This window comes from Nocardia sputi, assembly GCF_023501985.1.
Genome location: NZ_JAMFLC010000009.1, coordinates 195,747 through 214,926 on the forward strand (window position 1 = coordinate 195,747; position 19,180 = coordinate 214,926).

The window sequence follows — 19,180 nt, forward strand, 5'->3', positions numbered from 1 at the left end:
TGCAGATGTGCCCCACCTTCGGCCCTCACGGGCCGCTAGCCGCGCCACTGCCGGATCGCTTTCCGGCAGGTCTACTGACAACACCATTTGTCGCCGCCACCGATGTTTTACCGGACAACTGGCGGTCCGCAAGAAAGGTCCACCCCGATGGCTCGCAAATCCTGGCTTTCGCCGCGTCGACGCTACAGCGCCGTTGCCTTCGCCGCACTCGCGGCGGTCGCGCTAACCGCGTGCGGCGGCGGAGCGAGCGACACGGTCGGGGGCGGCGACTCCGACGGCAGCGGCGGCACCCTCAACCTCTACGCCTATGCCGTGCCGAAGCCCGGCTTCGACAAGGTGGTCCCCGAGTTCAACAAGACCGAGCAGGGTAAGGGCGTCCAGATCCAGCAGTCCTACGGCGCCTCCGGCGACCAGTCCCGCAAGGTGAAGGACGGCGCGGAGGCCGACGTCGTCAACTTCTCGGTCGAGCCGGACATCACCCGCCTGGTCGACGCGGGCCTGGTGGACGCGAGCTGGAACGCCGACGCCACCAAAGGGATCCCGTTCGGATCGGTGGTCGCCATCGTCGTGCGCAAGGGCAACCCGAAGGGCATCAAGGATTGGGATGACCTGCTGAAGCCGGGCATCGAGGTGGTCACCCCGAACCCGTTCAGCTCCGGTTCGGCGAAGTGGAACCTGCTCGCGCCGTACGCGGCCAAGAGCGACGGCGGCAAGAACCCGCAGGCGGGCCTGGACTACCTGAGCAAGCTGGTATCCAAGGAGCACGTGAAGGTGCAGCCCAAGTCCGGCCGCGAGGCGACCGAGACCTTCCTGCAGGGCACCGGTGACGTCCTGCTGAGCTACGAGAACGAGGCGATCTTCGCCGAGCGCAACGGCGATCCGATCGAGCACATCGTCCCGCCGGTCACGTTCAAGATCGAGAACCCGGTCGCGGTGCTGAAGAACAGCAAGAACCAGCAGAAGGCCGTCGCCTTCCGCGACTTCCTGTTCACCCCCGAGGGCCAGAAGGCCTGGGCCGAGGCGGGTTTCCGTCCGGTCGACCCGAAGGTCGCCGCCGACTACGCCAAGGACTTCCCGAAGCCGCAGCAGCTGTGGACGATCGCCGACCTCGGCGGCTGGAAGACCGTGGACAAGGATCTGTTCACCGCGAACACCGGCTCGGTCGCGGTGATCTATGACAACGCGACCAAGTGACCGGGTGACCCCCGTTACACGGGATACTGGACGACTGTGATGAAGAGCAGTAACGCCGAGACCGCGCGGGCAGCCGGTCCCGGCGTCTCCGCCGCCGCGCGCCCGGACCGCCGTTTCACCTGGTCCTGGCTGCGCGTGACCGGCTCGGTCGGCCCGCTCGGCATCGCCACCGCGGTGTTGTGGCTGAGCATCATCGTGCTGCTGCCGCTGGCGGCGCTCACCGTGACCAGCTTCGAGGACGGGTGGTCCGGCTTCGCCGACGCCGTCACCGCGCCCGCCGCGCTGGACTCGCTGCGCATCACCGTGCTGGTCTCGGTCGTGGTGGCGCTGATCAACGTGGTGATGGGCACCCTGATCGCCTGGGTGCTGGTCCGCGACGAGTTCCCGGGCAAAAGTGTGGTCAACGCGCTGATCGACCTGCCGTTCGCGCTGCCGACCATCGTCGCCAGCATCGTGCTGCTCTCGCTGTACGGCCCGCAGAGCCCGATCGACATCCACCTCAACGCCACCCAGCCCGGCCTGGTGGTAGCGCTGGCGTTCGTCACGCTGCCATTCGTGGTGCGCTCGGTGCAGCCGGTTCTGATCGAGGCCGACCGCGAGGTCGAGCAGGCCGCGCTGTCGCTGGGTGCGAACAACTGGACGACCTTCCGCACCATCGTGTTACCCGCGCTGACGCCCGCGATCATCAGCGGTGGCGGCTTGGCCTTCGCCCGAGCGATCGGTGAGTACGGTTCGGTGGTGCTGATCGGCGGCGCGATTCCGCGCAAGACCGAGATGGCCTCCCAGTACATCCAGAAGCAGATCGAGATCGACCGGCCGGTGAACGCGGCGGCCGTGTCGGTCGCGCTGCTGGCCATCTCGTTCGCGACGCTGCTGGTCCTGCGGCTGCTCGCCGAGCGAAGTGCGCGCAAGGAACAGGCGGCCCGATGAACCTGTCTCCCTCCACCCGCATCTCGTTGCGGACCGTGGCGCTCGGCTACCTGTTCGTGCTGCTGGTCCTGCCGCTGGTCATCATCCTGTGGCGCACCTTCGAGCGGGGCGCCGGCGCGTTCGTCGACTCGATCACCACGCCCGCGGCGATCTCGGCGTTTCAGCTGTCCATCCTGATCGTGGCGATCGTCGTACCGGTGAACGTGATCTTCGGCATCGTGACGGCGCTCGCGCTGGTCCGCGGAAAATTCCCGGGCCGCAATCTGGTCCAGGGCATCGTCGATCTGCCGTTCGCGGTCTCGCCCGTGGTGGTCGGCGTCTCGCTGATCCTGCTGTGGGGCGCGGGCGGATGGTTCGGCGGCTTGGAAGAGGTGGGCTTCAAAGTCATCTTCAACCTGCCGGGCATGGTGATCGCCACCATCTTCGTCACACTGCCGTTCGTGGTGCGCGAGGTCGAGCCGGTGCTGCACGAGATCGGCGACGACCAGGAGCAGGCCGCGGCCACCCTGGGCGCGTCCAAATGGCAGACGTTCTGGCGGATCACGCTTCCCGCGATCCGGTGGGGTCTGACCTATGGCGTGGTGCTCACCGTGGCCCGCGCGCTCGGCGAGTTCGGCGCCGTGATCATGGTGTCCTCCGCGCTTCCGGGCAAGTCACAGACCCTGACGCTGCTGGTGCACGGCCGCTACATCAACGACCACAACACCTTCGGCGCCTACTCCGCCGCGACCTTGCTGATGGGCATCGCCCTCGTCACCCTTCTGCTGATGACCCTCCTCGAACGTAAGCGGGACGCAAAGTGATCACCGTGACCAACGCGAACAAGAACTACGGCACGTTCGCGGCCCTCGACGACGTCACCATCGACATCCCCTCCGGCGAGCTCACCGCGCTGCTCGGGCCTTCGGGCTCGGGCAAGTCGACGCTGCTGCGCTCGATCGCCGGACTGGAATCGCTGGACTCCGGTGTGGTCACCATCGCCGGACGCGATGTCACCCGGGTGCCGCCGCAGAAGCGCGACATCGGCTTCGTGTTCCAGCACTACGCGGCGTTCAAGCACATGACCGTGCGCGACAACGTGGCCTTCGGCTTGAAGATCCGCAAGCGGCCCAAGAGCGAGATCAGCAAGCGCGTCGACGAATTGCTCGGCATCGTGGGACTGGACGGTTTCCAGCACCGCTATCCGGCGCAGTTGTCGGGTGGCCAGCGCCAGCGCATGGCGCTGGCCCGCGCGCTCGCCGTCGATCCGCAGGTGCTGTTGCTGGACGAGCCGTTCGGGGCGTTGGACGCCAAGGTTCGTGCCGACCTGCGCACCTGGCTGCGCCGGCTGCACGAGGAGGTCCATGTGACCACCGTGCTGGTCACCCACGACCAAGAGGAGGCTCTCGACGTCGCCGACCGGATCGCTGTGATGAACAAGGGGCGCATCGAGCAGATCGGCACACCGGAGGACGTGTACGACCGTCCCGCCAACGACTTCGTCATGTCGTTCCTCGGCGCGGTGGCCCGGCTCAACGGACATCTGGTCAGGCCGCACGACATTCGCGTCGGCCGCGATCCCAGCATGGCGCTCGCCGAGCACGAGGGCACCGCGGACTCCGCTGGTGTCACCAGGGCGACGGTCGAGCGCGTCGTCCATCTCGGTTTCGAGGTGCGTGTGGAATTGCGCAACGCCGCGACCGGTGACCTGTTCTCCGCGCAGGTCACTCGTGGCGACGCGGAAGCGCTGCGGCTTTCCGACGGTGAGACGGTCTACGTTCGCGCCACCCGGATCCCGGAACTTCCCACGCACTAGCCGCTCGAGGAACTCGGCAGTATCCCGGGCGGCGCGGGAAATGTGGCGCTGACAAGTTGCTGCACTTTTGACATTTCGCTGGTGGGTCGCTCAGCGGATGCGTAGGCGGGTGCGGACCGGGACGGCGAAAGGCCGTCTCGGGCGGCGGTGCGATGGCGTTCATGCCGGGCTGGGTACCAGTGCCGGTGCCACGGTCGGCGCCGGTCCGGCAGTCGACTCGCTCGCGTAGTTAATCGCCCGCACTGCGAGGTGTCAATTCGCCTAGCGGCATCTCCCCACGTGGAGTGGTATCGCTGTCCGAGGACCGAGGCGGCGGCCGAAAACCGGCAAACTTCTACCGGGCATGGTCGATCCTGGCGTGTCGCAAGGAAATCCGACTGGACGGCATGTGTAGTGCTGGTGTGCCAGGTGAGCGCGTCGCTGATCGCGGAAACGGTGCGGCCGCGCACAGGCGGCTTGCGGACAACTGGTTGTCCGGTCTTGGCACGAAGATCGCGGAGTGGTTGCCTGGACAACGTTCGAAGCAAATCGGCACGGCGATCGGGTGGATTGCGATGGCGGTTGGTCTCGGGTTGAGCATCGGTACGGTGAACACGGTTTCCGTTCTGGCGGAGGAAGGTTCGGCCAAGGCTCCGCCGGGGCGCCGCAAATCGCAGCGCGCGCAGACCATCACGCGGCCGACCACGCTGACCTTCGACAGCACCGGCGTGGCCAGGGTCGGCATGATTCCCCGGCACGGTCGTGCGGTCACCGAATTCGCCGACCTGACGCAACGTTCCAGCACGTGGGCGCGGGTGGGCAACCGTGCGCTCGCACCGGCGGACCTGGTCGCCACGGTGGCCAAATGCCTGGTCGCCGAGGTGCAGCAAGATCATCCAGTCGACGGCGCGGGGCTGGGCATCGCGCTGACCTATCCCGCCCGCTATGCCGACGAACAGGTGGACGCGCTGCGTGCTGCGCTCGACGGTGTCGAGCTACAGCGGGTCGCGCTGGTCGCCGAGCCCGTCGCGGCGGCGGCCTGGCTGGAGGCCGACCGCGGCCCGCTGATGCCGGGTCTCACGCTGGTCTACGATCTCGGCGGCGCCGGGCTCGACGTCACCTTGGTCCGGGTGGGCGCGGGGTGCCCGCACAATCCGATCGTCGGCGTGCCGCTGCGATCGACGGAATTCGGTGGACGCGCGTTCGGCGCATTGATCGCCGAGCACGCCGGAGCGGGCCTGTCTTCGGTCTCGGAGTCGGTCGCCGACACGATCGCCGGGCAGTTGCGCGCGCGTCATGTCCGGGCGTCGCTCGAACTCGTCTATCGCTGTCTGCGGGTGGCGGACGTCACCATGGCCGACGTCGACTGCGTCCTGGTCGTCGGCGGCGCCGCGCGACCGGCGGAGGTGGCCGAGGTCCTCGCCGAGGAGTTGGCCAGGCCGGTGATCATCGCCGCGGACCCCGAGCGGACCACGGCCGACGGCGCCGCGATCATCGGCCGGAGGGCGGCGGTCGCGGCCGAGGTGGCGGCCGAGCAGCGCCGCGTCAGGCGTCGCCGGGCCCGTCGCCGAGCCACCACCCGCGCCCTCGTGCTGTCGCGCCGGACCAGGCGGCGGCTGGGTCGGGCGGTTGTCGTCACGGGTGTGTCGGCGGTCTTCGGTTTCGGCACCTCGATCTTGGCGGCCGGTGACGGGGTGCTGGTGAGTTAGGCACCCGATACGTCCGCGATGGAACAGGGCCGTCCGGCGGTGCGCGTGATGAGGGCGCGCATCGCCGGGCGGCCCTAGCAACTGCTGGGTTGACGTGACTCTCCGTTGGTGTAACTATGGGATACAGTTAACGGTTCCATCGAGGAGAGGCAGTGACGACGATGTCCGCAGCCGTGACACCCGCAGTCGATCCCGATCTGGAGAAGGCGCAGGAGTATGCCGCGAAGCTGCTGCTGCTCTCCGAGGGATCGGTCAACAAACACTTCGACCCGTTCGAGGACATCGACTGGGATAATCCCGACTTCGCCGCCGACGCCGGTGAGGAGCGCTGGATCCTGCCCGTGTCCGCCGACACCGTGGCGCGCCATCCCTGGTACCAAGCGCTCTCGAACGAGGAGAAGATCGCCGTCGGCAAGTACCGGCAGGCGAACATCGCCAAGGTCGGCCTGCAGTTCGAGTCGATCTTGATCAGCGGCATGGTCATCCACAACTTCGGCCTGCCGAACGGTTCGCCGGAGTTCCGCTACTGCTCCCACGAGATGATCGAGGAGCACAACCACACCCTGATGTTCCAGGAGATGGTCAACCGGATCGGGCTGGATGTGCCCGGCATGGGCCCCCTGGTCAGCAAGTTCAAGTACCTGGGCGCGCCCGTGGCGGCCTGGTTCCCGAACCTGTTCTTCATGGCCGTGCTGGCCGGTGAGGAGCCGATCGACCACATCCAGAAGCAGATCCTGCGCTCCGGCGAAGACGTGCACCCGATCATGCGCGGTGTGATGGCCATTCACGTCGCCGAAGAGGCGCGGCACATCTCCTTCGCGCACGAGTTCCTGAAGAACCATGTGCCGCACGCGAAGCCCGCGCAGAAGTTCATCCTCTCGCTGGCCATGCCGATCGTCATGTGGATCCTCGGTCGCGCGATCGTCACCCCGCCGCGGTCGTTCTTCACCGAGTTCGACATTCCGGACAAGGTGCGCAAGGAGCTGTTCTACGGCTCGAAGGAGGCCAAGCAGGTCTTCAGCGACTACTTCTGTGACGTACGCGCCTTGGCCAAGGACATCGGGCTGATGAACCCGGTCGCCAAGGCGGTCTGGAAGGCGCTGGGGATCGACGGTCCCAGCACCCGGTACCGGTCGGAACCGCTGCGCGCCGCGAGCAAGGTCGCCTGAGCCGGTATGCCGTACGTCGTCACCCAATCCTGCTGTAGCGACGCGTCCTGCGTGTACGCCTGCCCGGTCAACTGCATCCATCCCACGCCCGACGAGCCGGACTTCCGGACGGCGGAGATGCTGTACGTCGACCCGAAGGCGTGCGTGGACTGTGGCGCATGCGCCACCGCGTGCCCGGTCGACGCCATCGTGTCAGCGAAGAAGCTGACCGCGGAGCAGAAGCCGTTCATCGAGATCAACGCCGATTTCTACCGGCAGTCCCGGCCGCGTCCCCTGCTGGCGCGACCGGTGCCAGCGGCGCGGATCCATACCGAGCGCACGCCGCTGCGGGTGGCGATCGTGGGGTCGGGGCCGTCGGCGATGTACGCCGCGGACGAACTGCTGACCCAACCCGAGGTGTCGGTGACCGTGTTCGACCGGCTGCCGGTGCCCTACGGTCTGGCCAGGCACGGTGTCGCACCGGACCACGACAAGACGCGCAAGGTCGGCGAGCTGTTCGACGTCATCTCGACGCAGCCGGGGTTCGGTTCATACCTGAACGTCGATATCGGCGCGCACATCTCACACGCCGAGTTGCTCGACCATTTCCACGCCGTGATCTACGCGGTCGGCGCGTCCTCGGATCGCAAGCTCGGCATCCCGGGTGAGGGCCTGGCGGGCACTGTGTCGGCCACCGATTTCGTCGCCTGGTACAACGGTCATCCCGATCACGTGGACCGTTCCTTCGACCTTTCCGCTCGGCGGGCCGTGATCGTCGGCAACGGCAACGTCGCGCTCGACGTCGCGCGCGTCCTCACCAGCGACCCCGCGACGCTGGCAGGCACCGATATCGCGCCGTCCGCGTTGCGGGCGTTGCGGGAGAGCGAGATCGAGGAAGTGGTCGTGCTCGGTCGGCGCGGCCCGCTCGAATCGGCTTTCACCGTGCCGGAATTCGTCGGCCTGCTCGGATGCGATGTGGACATCGTGGTCGAGGGCGAGCTGCCCGAGCTCGGTGCGGAACTGCCCTTCCACGTCGAGCAGAAGCTGCGGCTGCTGCACAGCGTGCGCACCCGGCCGGTCGGCGAGCGCAAGCACGTCGTGTTCCGCTATCTCGCCGCGCCCACCGAGATCCTCGGGACCGATCGGGTGACCGGCCTCGAGATCGGCCGCACCGAACTGGTGACCGATCCCGATGGCCGCGTTCGCGCCGTCGCGACGGGGGAGACCGAGCGCCTCGACGCGGGCTTGGTGCTCACCTCGGTCGGCTACCGCGGCGTCGCGGTGCCGGGTCTGCCGTTCGACGAGCAGGCCGCGGTGATCCCGAATGAGCACGGCCGCGTGCTGGAGCGCGCGGGCGCGGCGGTGGTCACCGGCACCTACGTGACCGGCTGGATCAAGCGCGGGCCCACCGGTTTCATCGGCACCAACAAATCGTGTGCCCAGGAGACGGTGCGGCAGCTGGCCGCGGACTTCAACGCGGGCCGCCTGCCCGAACCCGCCGGTACCGCCGCGGAGTTCGACCGGCTGGTGCGGCTGCGTCAGCCCGCGGTCCGTGCCGGGGGAGCTGTGGAAGCTCGCCCCGGCCGGGTCCGCCGCTTGCTGGCCCGCGCCTGACCGACCCCCGCGGGGCCGGAGGTCACCGCGCGGTGAAACCACCGTCGATGGCCAGCGCGGCGCCGGTGACGAAACTCGCTTCGGCGCTGAGCAGGTAGGCGCAGAACGAGGCGATCTCCTCCGGCGCCGCGATGCGGCCTATCGGGTGCAGGGCGGCGATGGCGGCCTCGCCTTCCGGCGTCGCGCCCATCGAGTTCCGGAAAGCCGGGGTGTCGACTGCTCCCGACACCAATGCGTTGACCCGCACGCCTTGATCGGCGGCTTCGAGCGCCACGGCGCGGGTCAAGCCGACCACCCCGTGTTTGGCGGCCACGTACGGCGCCACCGAGCCCATGCCGACCACCCCGAGATTCGACGCGTTGTTCAGGATCGCGCCGCCGCCGGAGGCCGCCAGCGCGGGAACCTGCTGCCGCAGGCCGTAGAACACGCTGGTGAGATTGAGCTCCAGATCGGCGCGCCAGCCGACTTCGTCGATCTGCGCGACCGGACCGAAGGCGTTCACCGCGCCCGCGTTGTTGAATGCCGCGTCGAGGCGGCCGAATTCCGACAGCGCGGCGTCGGTCAGCCGGGCGAGGTCCTGTTCGACTGTGACATCGGTCGGCACGAACAGCGCCCGGCCGCCTGCCGCGCGGATGTCGGCGGCCACCTGCTCGCCCGCCTCCTTGCCACGGGCGCCCAGCACGACCGCGGCGCCTTCGCTCGCGACCCGCAGCGCCACCGCCTTGCCCACGCCCGAAGTCGCGCCGGTGATCAGTACGACCTGCTGCGCGAATCGTGTTGCCATCGTTCGATTTCCCTCTCTGCTCGCTGTGGCGATCTCACCTTCGTGGTGGGAGCCGCTGCCCAGTCAAGCCGGACGCCAACAGCGGCGCTGGCAGAAATCGGACGTCTAGTTGACGTGTCAATGGATTGTCGACGAGGTTGACGCGCGGCAATCCCGCAGTAAGAGCAATGAACTGGTTACCGACTGGTCGGTGTCTATCGCATGGTGGGGTTCGGTGCCCCTTAAACCGTCTTTCGGTTGGATCATCCCACCGTTATCGAGATCGCTGCACGGTAGCGGAATCGCTGGAACGGCAGTCATATCGACGGCGTCGAGTGGGCTGGACGCCTGAGTTGCCTGGTATTTACCTGGCATTTCGGGCGATGATGGCTCTCGGGGAAACATTCCATATCAATTGTGCATCTCCGAGGACTCGAAACAGCTAACCTGTGGTGGCTGTTTGGAAGACGACCGCGGCCACAGGGGAACGCCATGTGATGGACGTGGTCACGGTGCGTTGACGGGATAGCGAATGACTACAGGTCTGGGTTTCAGCATCGGTGCGGTGAACTCCGTGACGGCTTCGGTCACCGCGGAACTGCCACGGCCGGCGGCGCGGTCTCGGCGCACCGCGGTGACCTTCGACAGCGCCGGTGGACTGCGCCTCGGCGGGATCGCGCAATTCAGCATGGCGGTCACGGATTTCGCCGACCTGGGCCGCGACCCGGAAGCGGTGGTCGTCGGCGGCCGCATATGGTCACCGGCGAATCTCGTCGCCGCGGTCGTCAACGAGCTGCGGGCGGTGGAGCCGGGTGCGTCCGAAGCGGGCGTCGTGACCACCTACCCCGCGATGTATTCCGACAAGCAGGTCGCGCTGCTGCGACAGGCGCTGGACCTATCCGGGGCGGGCGACGTGCTCCTGGTGCCCGAGCCCGTCGCGGCCGCGGAATGGCTGGAACACCAGCAGGGTCCGCTCGAGACCAGCTTCGTCCTGGTCTACGACCTCGGCGGCACCAGCCTCGACGTGAGCATCGTGCGCGTCGGCCCGGACTGGGACAACCATCCGATGATCGGAAAGCCGGTGCGCTCCTACGACTTCGGCGGGCGTCCGCTGGGGTCGATGATCGCGCGGTACGCCCCCGACGTGCCTGCCGAATCCGCGGGACTGTCGATGACGTCCATCGTCGACATCGACGGACTGCGTGTCGCGCACGTGCAGGACTCGCTCCAATTGGTCCGTGAATGTGTGCGGGAGGCGGGCATCACGCTCTCCGACATCGGCCGGATCCTGCTGGTGGGCGGGGCCGCACGCCCCGCCGAAGTCGCCAGGACGCTCGCCGAACTCGGTCGGCCCGTGGTGATCTCGGCCGACCCCGGACAGACGGTCGCCGCGGGCGCCGCCCTCATGGCGGCCGGCACCATGGCGCTCGGCGCGTCGGACGGCCGGTCCAGCGCGCCTCGCGTGGCGGTGTTCTCCAGCGCCGCGGTGGTATCGGCGGTCGCGATGTCGGCGGTCACGGTCTTCGGCGGACCGACGGTTCCCGAGCTGTCGCCGATGCTCGAGCGTCTTCCGGAACTCGGGATGCCGGGGGACAGTCTGCTGGTCGACGTCGGGAGCGAGCGCCTCGCCGAGGCTTGGTCCCGGATGGCCGCGCCGACCGCGTGGAACTCGAGCCGGGCGCTGCCGTCGTTGCTGTCGCAGCAGCCCTCCGCCTACACGCGATTCATCACGCCGGCTCCCCGCAGCGCCGGCCATGGTCCTTCGCTGGCCGAGTCGCAGCTCGGCACACATCGTGCCCCGTGGAAGTGCTGCGCCCCGAACGGCTTGCGCTACCGGGGATACGGTGATCCGGCCTACTTCGTGAATCCGCTTCCGTTCGCCCCGGTCGTCAGTCCCGTACCCGGGGACATCGCGCAACCGCCTGCTCCCGGGCAGCCCCCGGCTGCCGGGCAACCGCCTGTCCCCGGGCAGCCTCCGGCTGCCGGTCAGCCGGGTGTGCCGGGGCAGACGCCCGGAGCGGGTCTGCCGCCTGCCTCGGGGCAGATCCCGGGTCCAGGCACCGTGACGCCGCCCGTGGGATCACCGGGCTCGACTGCTCCCGCACCGCAGAATGGTTCGGCACCGGCGGCGTCCGGCGGGACGACTGCGGGAAGTTCGGTGGGCGGCGCATCCACCGGAACATCCGGCACGCAGGGTTCCGGCACGGGCGCCCGTGGTGACTCCTCCGCGACGAGTTCGTCAGGTATTTCATCGTCCGCAGGCGGGTCGACCGGTGAGTCCTCCGGCGACTCCGATGCGACAGCATCCGGCGGAACTGCTTCCGGGGGCCACTCCGCAGGTGAGGACGCATCGACCGGCGCGCACGGATCGTCCGGCGACTCGTCGTCGGGGGGGTCGTCCTCGGGCGGATCGGCCGGGAATTCCGCGACGCACAATTCGTCCTCGGGCGGGTCCACCGGTCCCGCGAACGGTTCGTCACAAGCCGGATCGGCTGGTGGATCCTCGACAGGCGGATCCGCGTCGGGCGGACGTCCGGGTGGAGCGTCGTCCGCGGGTGGTCGTCCGGGCGGGAACTCCTCGGGCGCTTCGTCATCCGGCGGTTCGTCGAGCCGTTCGGGCTCGGTCGGGGGATCATCGACAGGCGGATCGTCGGCCGGTGGCGCGGGAGGCGGAGCCCGCGGTCGGTAGCGGTGATGTGCACGACGACGAAATGGTCCTCGCGCGTGCGGATCTCGACGCATCGGATTTGCTGAGCCCGGAGCCCAGGCACAATAGGTTGATGGCATCCGGGGGCCCCCAGCTGATAGCGCTGGACGTGGACGGGACGCTGCTGGACACGGGGACACCGATCAGTGCGCGCGTCGTGGCGGCGGTGCGCGCGGCCGTAGCGGCGGGCGCACACGTCGTGGTGACCACCGGCCGCACGGTGCTGACCACACGTTCGGTGCTCACCGAACTCGGTCTGCGCGAAGGGCATGCGTTGTGCTCGAACGGTGCCGTGCACATCGACGTGGCACGGGGCGAGCCGGTCGCGATCCAGGCGTTCGATCCCGCGCCCGCGATCACCGCGTTGCGCGCGCTCTTCCCGGCGATGATCTTCGCCGTGGAGAAGGTCGGCATCGGTACCTGGGCCACCGGGGCCGGCCCGGGTGAATACTCTCTCGGGGAGTACCTGCTCGTCGACCACCACGTGCTGTGCAGCGAACCCACCCCGCGACTGAACGGTTGGTTGCCGGACGGTTCGCTCGAGGAGATGCTGCGCGCGCTGCGCTCCTTGCGCGTGCCGGGTGCGAGCTGGGTGCACGGCGAGTTCGGGCCGTGGCTCACCGTTTCCCGGCAGGGGGTCTCCAAGGGATGGGCGCTGGAACAGCTGCGCATCGCCCTCGGTGTCCCGGACGAGGCGACGCTGGCCATCGGTGACGGCTACAACGACCGGGAAATGCTGCGCTGGGCAGCCCATTCGGTCGCGATGGCCAACGCGCCCTCGGATGTTCGCGATCTCGCCGACGAAGTGACCGGCCACGTTCTGGACGACGGCGTCGCCACCGTGCTGGAGCGCTGGTTCCGTTCCTGACCCGCTGATCGAGTCCGAGATACCGTTGGCGCGCCCGCACCCCGCACACCTCGTGCGGCCGCTGTCGTCCCGCCGCTTCGGGCCCGTGCCGGTAGCGAGAGTCCGCCGCCGGGGTGCGGCACCGTGCCTCGTGAGCTGGTACTCGACGGTCCGCCCGGCGTGACGAGACGACCCCGGTCGTCGCCGCCACGCCGTCACCGTCGTGATCTACGCCGGACCGGTCTTGCCGAGGACCTCGAGGTAGTGCGGATTCGACATGAGGCCGAGGACGTTGCCGAACGGGTCGACCACCGCGGCGGTGACGAAACTCCCGTCGTTCCCGCGTGGGGTGATCGGGTCGTAGACGGTCGCGCCGAGTTCCAGCAGCCGGTCGAACGTCGCCTGCAAGTCGTCGACGTGCCAGTTGACGATCGCGCCGCCGGGTGCGTTCCGGGCGCCCTCCGGGGCGTAGGCGCGGTTCACGATGCCGAATTCGTGCTGGTAGTCGCCGATGCGGAACTCGTAGTAGCCGTTGGGGACGTGGTAGTACGGCTCGACGCCGAAGAACTCGGTATACCAGTCCTTGGCGGCCTCGAGGTCGTCGGCGTAAAAGGTGCTCGTCGCCATTCCGCGCAGCATGGTGATTCTCCTTCGGTGTGGTTCTTGTGTGTAGAACCATCATCCGATTCAAAGTGTGCACCGAATGAGCACTTTTACCGGCAGAATTAGGCACATGCGAGCGGACAGGTTGGTGGCGATCCTGCTGATGATGCAGAACCGAGGCCGCGTGACGGCCGCGCAGGTGGCGGCGGAACTCGAGACCTCGGTCGCGACCGCGCGCCGGGACCTGGAAGCGCTCTCCGCCGCCGGGGTGCCGGTGTATCCGCAGCCGGGGCGGGGCGGCGGATGGTCGCTGGTGGGAGGTGCGCGCACGGATCTGAGCGGTCTGACGGCGGGGGAGGCGCGGGCGTTGTTCCTTCTGGCCGGTCCCTCCGCGGGGGCGGTGCCGGAGGCCAAGTCCGCGCTGCGCAAACTGGTCCGCGCGCTACCACAGACGTTCCGGGGCGACGCGCAGGCGGCTGCCGACGCCGTGGTGATCGACCCGGCGCGCTGGGGTGCGACCGACCGCGAGCTGCCGCCGGTGGTGGCGCTGCTGCAACGGGCGGTCGTGCAGCGCAACAAGGTCCGGCTGCGCTATGCGAACCGGACCGGCGAGCGGTCCGAGCGCATCGTCGACCCGTGGGGCCTGGCCGACAAGGACGCCGTCTGGTATTTGATCGCCGGAACCGAGCGGGGGCAGCGGACGTTCCGCGTGGACCGGATCTCCGAAGCCTCCCTCACCGACGAACCGGCCCATCGCCCGGACGATTTCGATCTCCCCACCGCTTGGGTGCAGGTGGTCGAGGAGATGGAGCAGCGGCGCGCGACCACCGCCGCCACGGTGTTGATCTCCGAACGCCTCTTGCCCGTCCTGCGTGACCAGCAGGGTAGGAACTGCGTGGTGGACGGCCCGGTCGCCGACGGACGCGTTCAGGTCCGCGTCACCGCCCCGACCGCCTGGATGCTCGCCCAGCAGTTGGCCGGCTGGGGCGCCTCGATCGAGGTCCTCGGTCCTCCCGAGGTCCGGGAAGAACTCGCCCGCCTCGGCGCCGAACTACTCGACCGCTACGCGAAGGACGGGCGGCCCGGCATGTGACGACCCTGCTCGCGCGACCGCTGCTCGGAACGTGGTGGGGCAGTCGGCCACTGCCTCCACCCGTCCATCCGGGTCAGCGCGGCGCCAGAACGTGACCGGCCAACATGCGCACCATGTCCGAGGCGAGGACGGCGTGCCCGCTCATGCTGAAGTGGATGAGGTCGGCGCTCATCAGATCCTCGCGCAGGCGCAGCGGGTGATCCCAGAGTTCGAGCAGCAGCGCGTCGTAGCGGGCGGCCAGCTCGCGGACCAGATCGTTGAGCGCGGCCATCCGATCGCGCATCGGGCGCATGGGGGCCATGCGCTCGACTTCCCAGACGTCGGCCAGGGTGAAGGTGACGACCTGGGCCCCGGTGCGGGCCAGTGTGCCGAACAGCGTGTCCAGGTTCGTCCGCAGCTGGGTGAGATCGCCGCCTGCCAGGAACAAATCGTTGCCTCCGCAGGTGAGGTGGACGAGGTCGGGCCGGAACTCGAGCACGGCGGGCAACTGTTCGGCCAGGACCTGGTCGGAGGTGGCGCCGATCCGGCCGGTATTCAGGTAGGCCAGACCTGGGCGAGCCTCGGCGAGCACGGCTGCGACGCGGTCGGCCCAGCCTCTGGGTTCGTATCCCGGGCTCGGGTCGCCGACGCCCTGCGCGATGGAGTCGCCGAGCACCGCGTAGCGCTGCCACGGTGCGTCGGCGAGCAGGCGTCGCTGCTCGGCGAGGGGCAGCAGCAGTGGATCATTGGCTTCGGTGCGAATGTCGTTGTCGCTCATGGAATTTCCTAGTTGTCGGTGGACGGGGACGGAGTGCTCGTCGGGAGGGCCGCCAGGCAGGCGGCCACGGCCGCGATGCCGGCGCACACGGCGAAGAGAATGTGGAACGCGCCGAGCGAATCGTCCGGATGAGCGGCGAACACGGCCGCGAGCACCGCCACGCCGAGTGCGCCGCCCACTTGCCGCGCCGTCAGATTCATGCCGGTTCCGGCGGCGAACTGCTGCGGCGGAAGGGAACTCGCGGCCGCGGTGCCGAGCACGGTGACCACGAAGCCGATGCCGCCACCGCCGAGCACGCCGGCCGGAACCCACGCCGACCACAGGGCTGGAGTGGAACCGAAGGCGTCCGTGCTCATCCACACGGCGCACGCGACGAACATCGAGGCGCCGAGCACGCCGAGCCATCGCCTGGCTGTGAGCGAGCCGACTCGGCCGGCGACCGTCGCCGTCACCATCGAAGCCACCGCCCCGATGGTCATCGCCCCCGCGGAGCCGAGCACCGAGTAGCCCCAGATCGCGTCGAGGAACAGCGGTCCCGACAGCAGCCAGGCGAACATGGCGGCCCCGAAGACGAACGAGGTCGCGTTGGCCAGCGCGTACGACTTGCTGCGCCAGAGCTCCACCGCGATCGCGGGATGGTGGTGGCGGGCCGAACGTGCGAGGGCGGCGAGGACCAGGAGCCCACCGCCGATCAGCGCGGTCAGGGTCCCCGCCGAGGTCCAGCCCCAGCGTTGCCCTTCGGTGACGCCCGCGACCAGGCCGCCCAGGCCGGCCGCCACCGCGACGGTGCCGACCGGATCCGGCAGCGCGCCCCCCGAGGGGCGGCTGGTCGGTGCCGGGATGCGCGTCGCCGCCGCGATGAGCAGGACGGCCACCGGCACGTTGATCACGAAGATCGCTCGCCAGTCGAACCCTTCGACCAGCGCGCCGCCCAGCGCGGGCCCGACCACCGCGGCGAACCCGCCGGCGGCCGACCATGCTCCGATGGCCGCGCCGATCCTCTCCCGCGGGGTTGCGGCGAGCACCAAGCCGAGGGCGGACGGCACCATCAGCGCAGCCGTGGCGCCTTGCAGGACCCGGCCCACGATGAGCCAGCCCGCCGTCGGCGCGAGCCCGCACAGCAGGGAGGTGGCCGCGAAACCGGCGAGCGCCCCGAGGAAGAGCTTGCGGCGGCCGAGCGCGTCGGCGAAACGTCCGGCCGGAGTGAGCAGGGCGGCGAAAGCGACCGCGTATCCGCTGACGACCCAGGTGAGCGTGGTGGTGGCCGTGCCGGGGTAGTCCCGGGCGATCGAGGGGAAGGCGATGTTGACGACCGAGAGGTCGAGAAAAGCGATGAATGCCGCGCCGCACGCGATCAGCAAGATGCGGGTAGCCGCGGTCGCGGTCGGCGGGCTGTCGAGCCGCACGGACGCGTCGGTCATGGAAGTCCTTCGGATAGTGGGAAACAAAACGCACGATCGTTCGTTCAATTAAAGTACGACCATACGTTCGTATGTGCAATGGCGGAGTGGAACAATGACCTGTATGACCAAGTCCGTCACCGCAGGCGGTCAGCCTCGCGACACCGATCAGCGCCTGGCCAAAGGGGCGCGGGCACGGGCGTCGATCGCTCGCCGCGCCGCCGACGTGGCGTCCGTGGAAGGGCTCAACGGCATCAGCATCGGCCGACTGGCCACGGATCTGGGGCTCAGCAAGAGCGGGATCGCGACCCTCTTCGGCAGCAAGGAGAGCTTGCAACTCGCGGCGGTCGGATCCGCGCGGCAGGTCTTCATCGACGCGGTCATCACGCCGAGCCTGAGCGAGCCCGCGGGACTACCGCGCCTGCGCGCCTTGGTCGAGCGCTGGTTCGGCCAGGTGACCAACCCGGCATTCCCCGGCGGGTGCTTCCGGGTGGCGACCCTCGCCGAATTCGACAGCAAGCCGGGACCGGTGCGCGATGCCATCGCCGAAGACCGTCGGGACTGGCTCGCGTGGCTGGTGAAGGAGATTCACCGTACTCAGGAGCAGGGGCATCTCGGCGGCCGCGCCGCCGATGCCGTCGCGTTCGAATTGGATGCGGTCATCGCCGCGGCGCACAACGCACGGCAGTTGGGTGACGAGCGGGGCGTCGCCACCGCGCGCGCCATAGTCGACGACCTGCTCGGTTGAGCCGCCACCGCTCGACTCGTGGTGGACGCGCCGCCGCGGAGGCATGAAATGGCCCTACGGGCCGTCGTCCGCCGATCCCATCTGCGAGGTGACCAGGCCAGCCCCTCGGAGTTGGATGGCGTCGAGTCGGCGCAGGCGAGTGCCTTGCCCTCGTGAGTTGGCAACGGCGTCGGCCGCCGGTAGCGCAAGGCACCAGTGGCGTCACCACCGCATGCGCCGACCCGCTAGCCGCTCGGCGTCCCGTTGACCAGGTGGTCCAGGTAGGAGCCCGGGATCGGGGACAGTTCGACGCCGTCCGCGTCCACGATGTGCGGGCGGATGGTGCCGGTCGGGGTCATGCCGGGGCTTTCGATCAGCACCGTGGTCGAGACCGGCAGCGCGAAGAACTGCACCGCGAACGGCATGGCGGTGGCCAGTTCCAGCAGGGTGGTGTAGTACGACGAGCGGTGTGCGTGGTCTTCGAAGCACTCGACCGACCAGCCGGAGAACTCTGGGTCGTCCGGCTCGGTGCGGGCCAGAACCAGCACGGGCGACTCGAGCCCGCACGACGAGACGATCGCCTGCTGGTCCTCGCCCGGAAAGTCGAGGCGCTCGGCCAGGCCGACGCCTGCCGCCACCTCGCGCTGATACCAGACGTCGCGCAGCGTGCGATCGACCTGCTCGACCCAGGTCTGCGCATCGGCGCGTTCGGCCAGCCCCAGCGTGCCGTCGTCGCGCCCGCGCACCCGGACCAGATTCCAGCCGATCCGGATCGTCTCACCGGGGTGATACCGCGTGCCCTCCGCCACAGAGGATTCCAAGTAGGCCAGCAGCCAGCTCTCCATGCCCGGCAACTGCGTCTCGGTGATCACGACGGTGAACTCGGGATGTCCGTGGCTGGCGCAGGAGGTGGTGCGGAAAGACGTTTCGGCCATCCCGAGTTCCTAGCATCAGTGTCCGTCGGACGCGCGCGTGGGTCGGCGCGGACGATTCGGAAGCAAGCGTGTCCGCGATCATCCGAGACCGGAAGACTTCTCCGAGAACGTCCGGTCAGGCAGAAAGCGCGCGGGTCTGCGCGATCGCCGCGTGATAGCGGTCCAAGATGACCTGGGTGAGGGCCGGATGCGCGCCGAGAACGTCCGCGTGGATGGCCTGCGGCGCGGCGTCGGCCAGGCGATCGGTCAGCAGTCCCGGTGCGAGGAACCACGGCGCGATCAGCACCTGGTCCGCGCCGCGGGCGCGTAGTCGCGAAATCGCCTCGGTCACCGACGGTTCGGTGGTCGCGAAGCAGATCTCGGTGTGCCAGCCGGTGCGGGCGCGCAGGCGGGTGGCGACTTCGGCGGTCCGGGTGTTGGCGGCGGTCGACGACGATCCGACCGCCGCGACCGCGACACCGAGACGCCGGCCCCCCGAGAGGTGCCCGGCCTCGCCACCGGCGGCGAGTACCCGGTCGCGCAACGCCTCGATCAGCCCGGGGCCCGCGCCGAGCACGTCGGCCTGGGTCAGGCGCAGCCCGAGATGACGGGCGCGGGCCGCGGCCAGCAGGCCGGGCAGGTCGACCCTGGCGTGGAAGGCGCTGCCGAGCAACAGCGGGGTAACCACCGCGTGCGTGTGTCCCTCGGCGGCGACCGCAGCCACGACCTGTTCGACCGACGGGGCGGTGAGATCGAGGAACGCCGTCCGGACGTCGAGATCCGGCCGAGCGACCGCCACGGCGGCGACCACCTCCGCGACGGTCGCCGCCGAGCGTGGATCGCGACTGCCGTGAGCGACCGCGATCAGCGCGGGCGGCCGTGGGCTGTCACCGAGTACCGCCGGTGGGCGACCGAGCCGGGCTGTCGCGGAACCCGAGCGGCCCGGTGCGCTCGCGCGCACGACCGGCAAGGCGCCGGAAAGAGCTCGCGACACAGCCAT

Annotated in this window: 17 protein-coding genes; 11 read left to right on the forward strand and 6 right to left on the reverse strand. The window is 69.2% G+C overall.

Annotation, left to right across the window (positions count from 1 at the left end; all coding sequences use genetic code 11):
• Nucleotides 1-147 precede the first annotated feature (147 nt).
• The 7 genes from M8859_RS15000 (at nt 148) to M8859_RS15030 (ending at nt 8,369) form a co-directional block, all read left to right on the forward strand.
• On the forward strand, nt 148-1,194 hold the full coding sequence (locus tag M8859_RS15000) for a sulfate ABC transporter substrate-binding protein (protein WP_159928161.1): 1,047 nt from the start codon (nt 148-150) through the stop codon (nt 1,192-1,194).
• 39 nt (nt 1,195-1,233) lie between these two features.
• Complete coding sequence (gene cysT / locus M8859_RS15005) at nt 1,234-2,124, forward strand: sulfate ABC transporter permease subunit CysT (protein WP_249644405.1); 891 nt, start codon at nt 1,234-1,236, stop codon at nt 2,122-2,124.
• Nucleotides 2,121-2,927, forward strand: coding sequence for a sulfate ABC transporter permease subunit CysW (cysW, locus tag M8859_RS15010; protein ID WP_159928163.1), 807 nt, complete (start codon nt 2,121-2,123; stop codon nt 2,925-2,927). Before cysT ends, cysW begins: the two co-directional genes overlap by 4 nt.
• A complete protein-coding gene (locus tag M8859_RS15015; protein WP_159928165.1) occupies nt 2,924-3,919 on the forward strand; it encodes a sulfate/molybdate ABC transporter ATP-binding protein in 996 nt (331 codons plus the stop codon). The genes cysW and M8859_RS15015 overlap by 4 nt, the downstream gene beginning before the upstream one ends.
• Nucleotides 3,920-4,506: 587 nt before the next feature.
• Nucleotides 4,507-5,607: an Hsp70 family protein gene (locus M8859_RS15020; protein ID WP_223517658.1), complete on the forward strand. Its 1,101-nt coding sequence runs from the start codon at nt 4,507-4,509 to the stop codon at nt 5,605-5,607.
• Nucleotides 5,608-5,759: 152 nt separating this feature from the next.
• Entirely contained in the window at nt 5,760-6,776 is a 1,017-nt protein-coding gene (locus M8859_RS15025; RefSeq protein ID WP_370523817.1) for an AurF N-oxygenase family protein, read from the forward strand.
• 6 nt (nt 6,777-6,782) lie between these two features.
• A complete protein-coding gene (locus M8859_RS15030; RefSeq protein WP_159928169.1) occupies nt 6,783-8,369 on the forward strand; it encodes an FAD-dependent oxidoreductase in 1,587 nt (528 codons plus the stop codon).
• Nucleotides 8,370-8,391: 22 nt separating this feature from the next.
• On the opposite strand, the gene M8859_RS15035 is transcribed toward M8859_RS15030, so the two are convergent.
• Nucleotides 8,392-9,153: an SDR family NAD(P)-dependent oxidoreductase gene (locus M8859_RS15035; RefSeq protein WP_159928171.1), complete on the reverse strand. Its 762-nt coding sequence runs from the start codon at nt 9,151-9,153 to the stop codon at nt 8,392-8,394.
• A gap of 511 nt (nt 9,154-9,664) precedes the next feature.
• On the opposite strand from M8859_RS15035, the gene M8859_RS15040 reads away from it, so the two are divergent.
• Together M8859_RS15040 and M8859_RS15045 are read left to right on the forward strand one after the other, a co-directional pair.
• Nucleotides 9,665-11,821, forward strand: a complete 2,157-nt coding sequence (locus M8859_RS15040) for an Hsp70 family protein (RefSeq protein ID WP_249644406.1) — start codon at nt 9,665-9,667, stop codon at nt 11,819-11,821.
• Nucleotides 11,822-11,912: 91 nt separating this feature from the next.
• The gene (locus tag M8859_RS15045) at nt 11,913-12,707 is read left to right on the forward strand and encodes an HAD family hydrolase (protein WP_159928175.1); all 795 of its coding nucleotides are present in this window, start codon (nt 11,913-11,915) and stop codon (nt 12,705-12,707) included.
• 207 nt (nt 12,708-12,914) lie between these two features.
• On the opposite strand, the gene M8859_RS15050 is transcribed toward M8859_RS15045, so the two are convergent.
• On the reverse strand, nt 12,915-13,325 hold the full coding sequence (locus M8859_RS15050) for a VOC family protein (protein ID WP_159928177.1): 411 nt from the start codon (nt 13,323-13,325) through the stop codon (nt 12,915-12,917).
• Nucleotides 13,326-13,419: 94 nt separating this feature from the next.
• Between M8859_RS15050 and M8859_RS15055 the strand changes: the two genes are divergently transcribed.
• Nucleotides 13,420-14,382: a helix-turn-helix transcriptional regulator gene (locus M8859_RS15055; RefSeq protein WP_249644407.1), complete on the forward strand. Its 963-nt coding sequence runs from the start codon at nt 13,420-13,422 to the stop codon at nt 14,380-14,382.
• A gap of 73 nt (nt 14,383-14,455) precedes the next feature.
• Here M8859_RS15055 and M8859_RS15060 read toward each other — a convergent pair whose 3' ends face one another.
• Entirely contained in the window at nt 14,456-15,139 is a 684-nt protein-coding gene (locus M8859_RS15060) for an SGNH/GDSL hydrolase family protein (RefSeq protein ID WP_159928181.1), read from the reverse strand.
• A gap of 8 nt (nt 15,140-15,147) precedes the next feature.
• Nucleotides 15,148-16,560: an MFS transporter gene (locus M8859_RS15065; RefSeq protein WP_195070041.1), complete on the reverse strand. Its 1,413-nt coding sequence runs from the start codon at nt 16,558-16,560 to the stop codon at nt 15,148-15,150.
• A gap of 103 nt (nt 16,561-16,663) precedes the next feature.
• Here M8859_RS15065 and M8859_RS15070 point away from each other — a divergent pair, with 103 nt between their 5' ends.
• Nucleotides 16,664-17,287: a TetR/AcrR family transcriptional regulator gene (locus M8859_RS15070; RefSeq protein ID WP_249644408.1), complete on the forward strand. Its 624-nt coding sequence runs from the start codon at nt 16,664-16,666 to the stop codon at nt 17,285-17,287.
• A 224-nt stretch (nt 17,288-17,511) separates the two neighbouring features.
• Here the strand turns inward: M8859_RS15070 and M8859_RS15075 are convergent, their stop codons facing one another.
• Both M8859_RS15075 and M8859_RS15080 read right to left on the reverse strand, forming a co-directional pair.
• Nucleotides 17,512-18,201, reverse strand: a complete 690-nt coding sequence (locus M8859_RS15075) for a hypothetical protein (RefSeq protein WP_195070042.1) — start codon at nt 18,199-18,201, stop codon at nt 17,512-17,514.
• Nucleotides 18,202-18,316: 115 nt separating this feature from the next.
• On the reverse strand, nt 18,317-19,180 hold the full coding sequence (locus M8859_RS15080; RefSeq protein WP_159929123.1) for a sirohydrochlorin chelatase: 864 nt from the start codon (nt 19,178-19,180) through the stop codon (nt 18,317-18,319).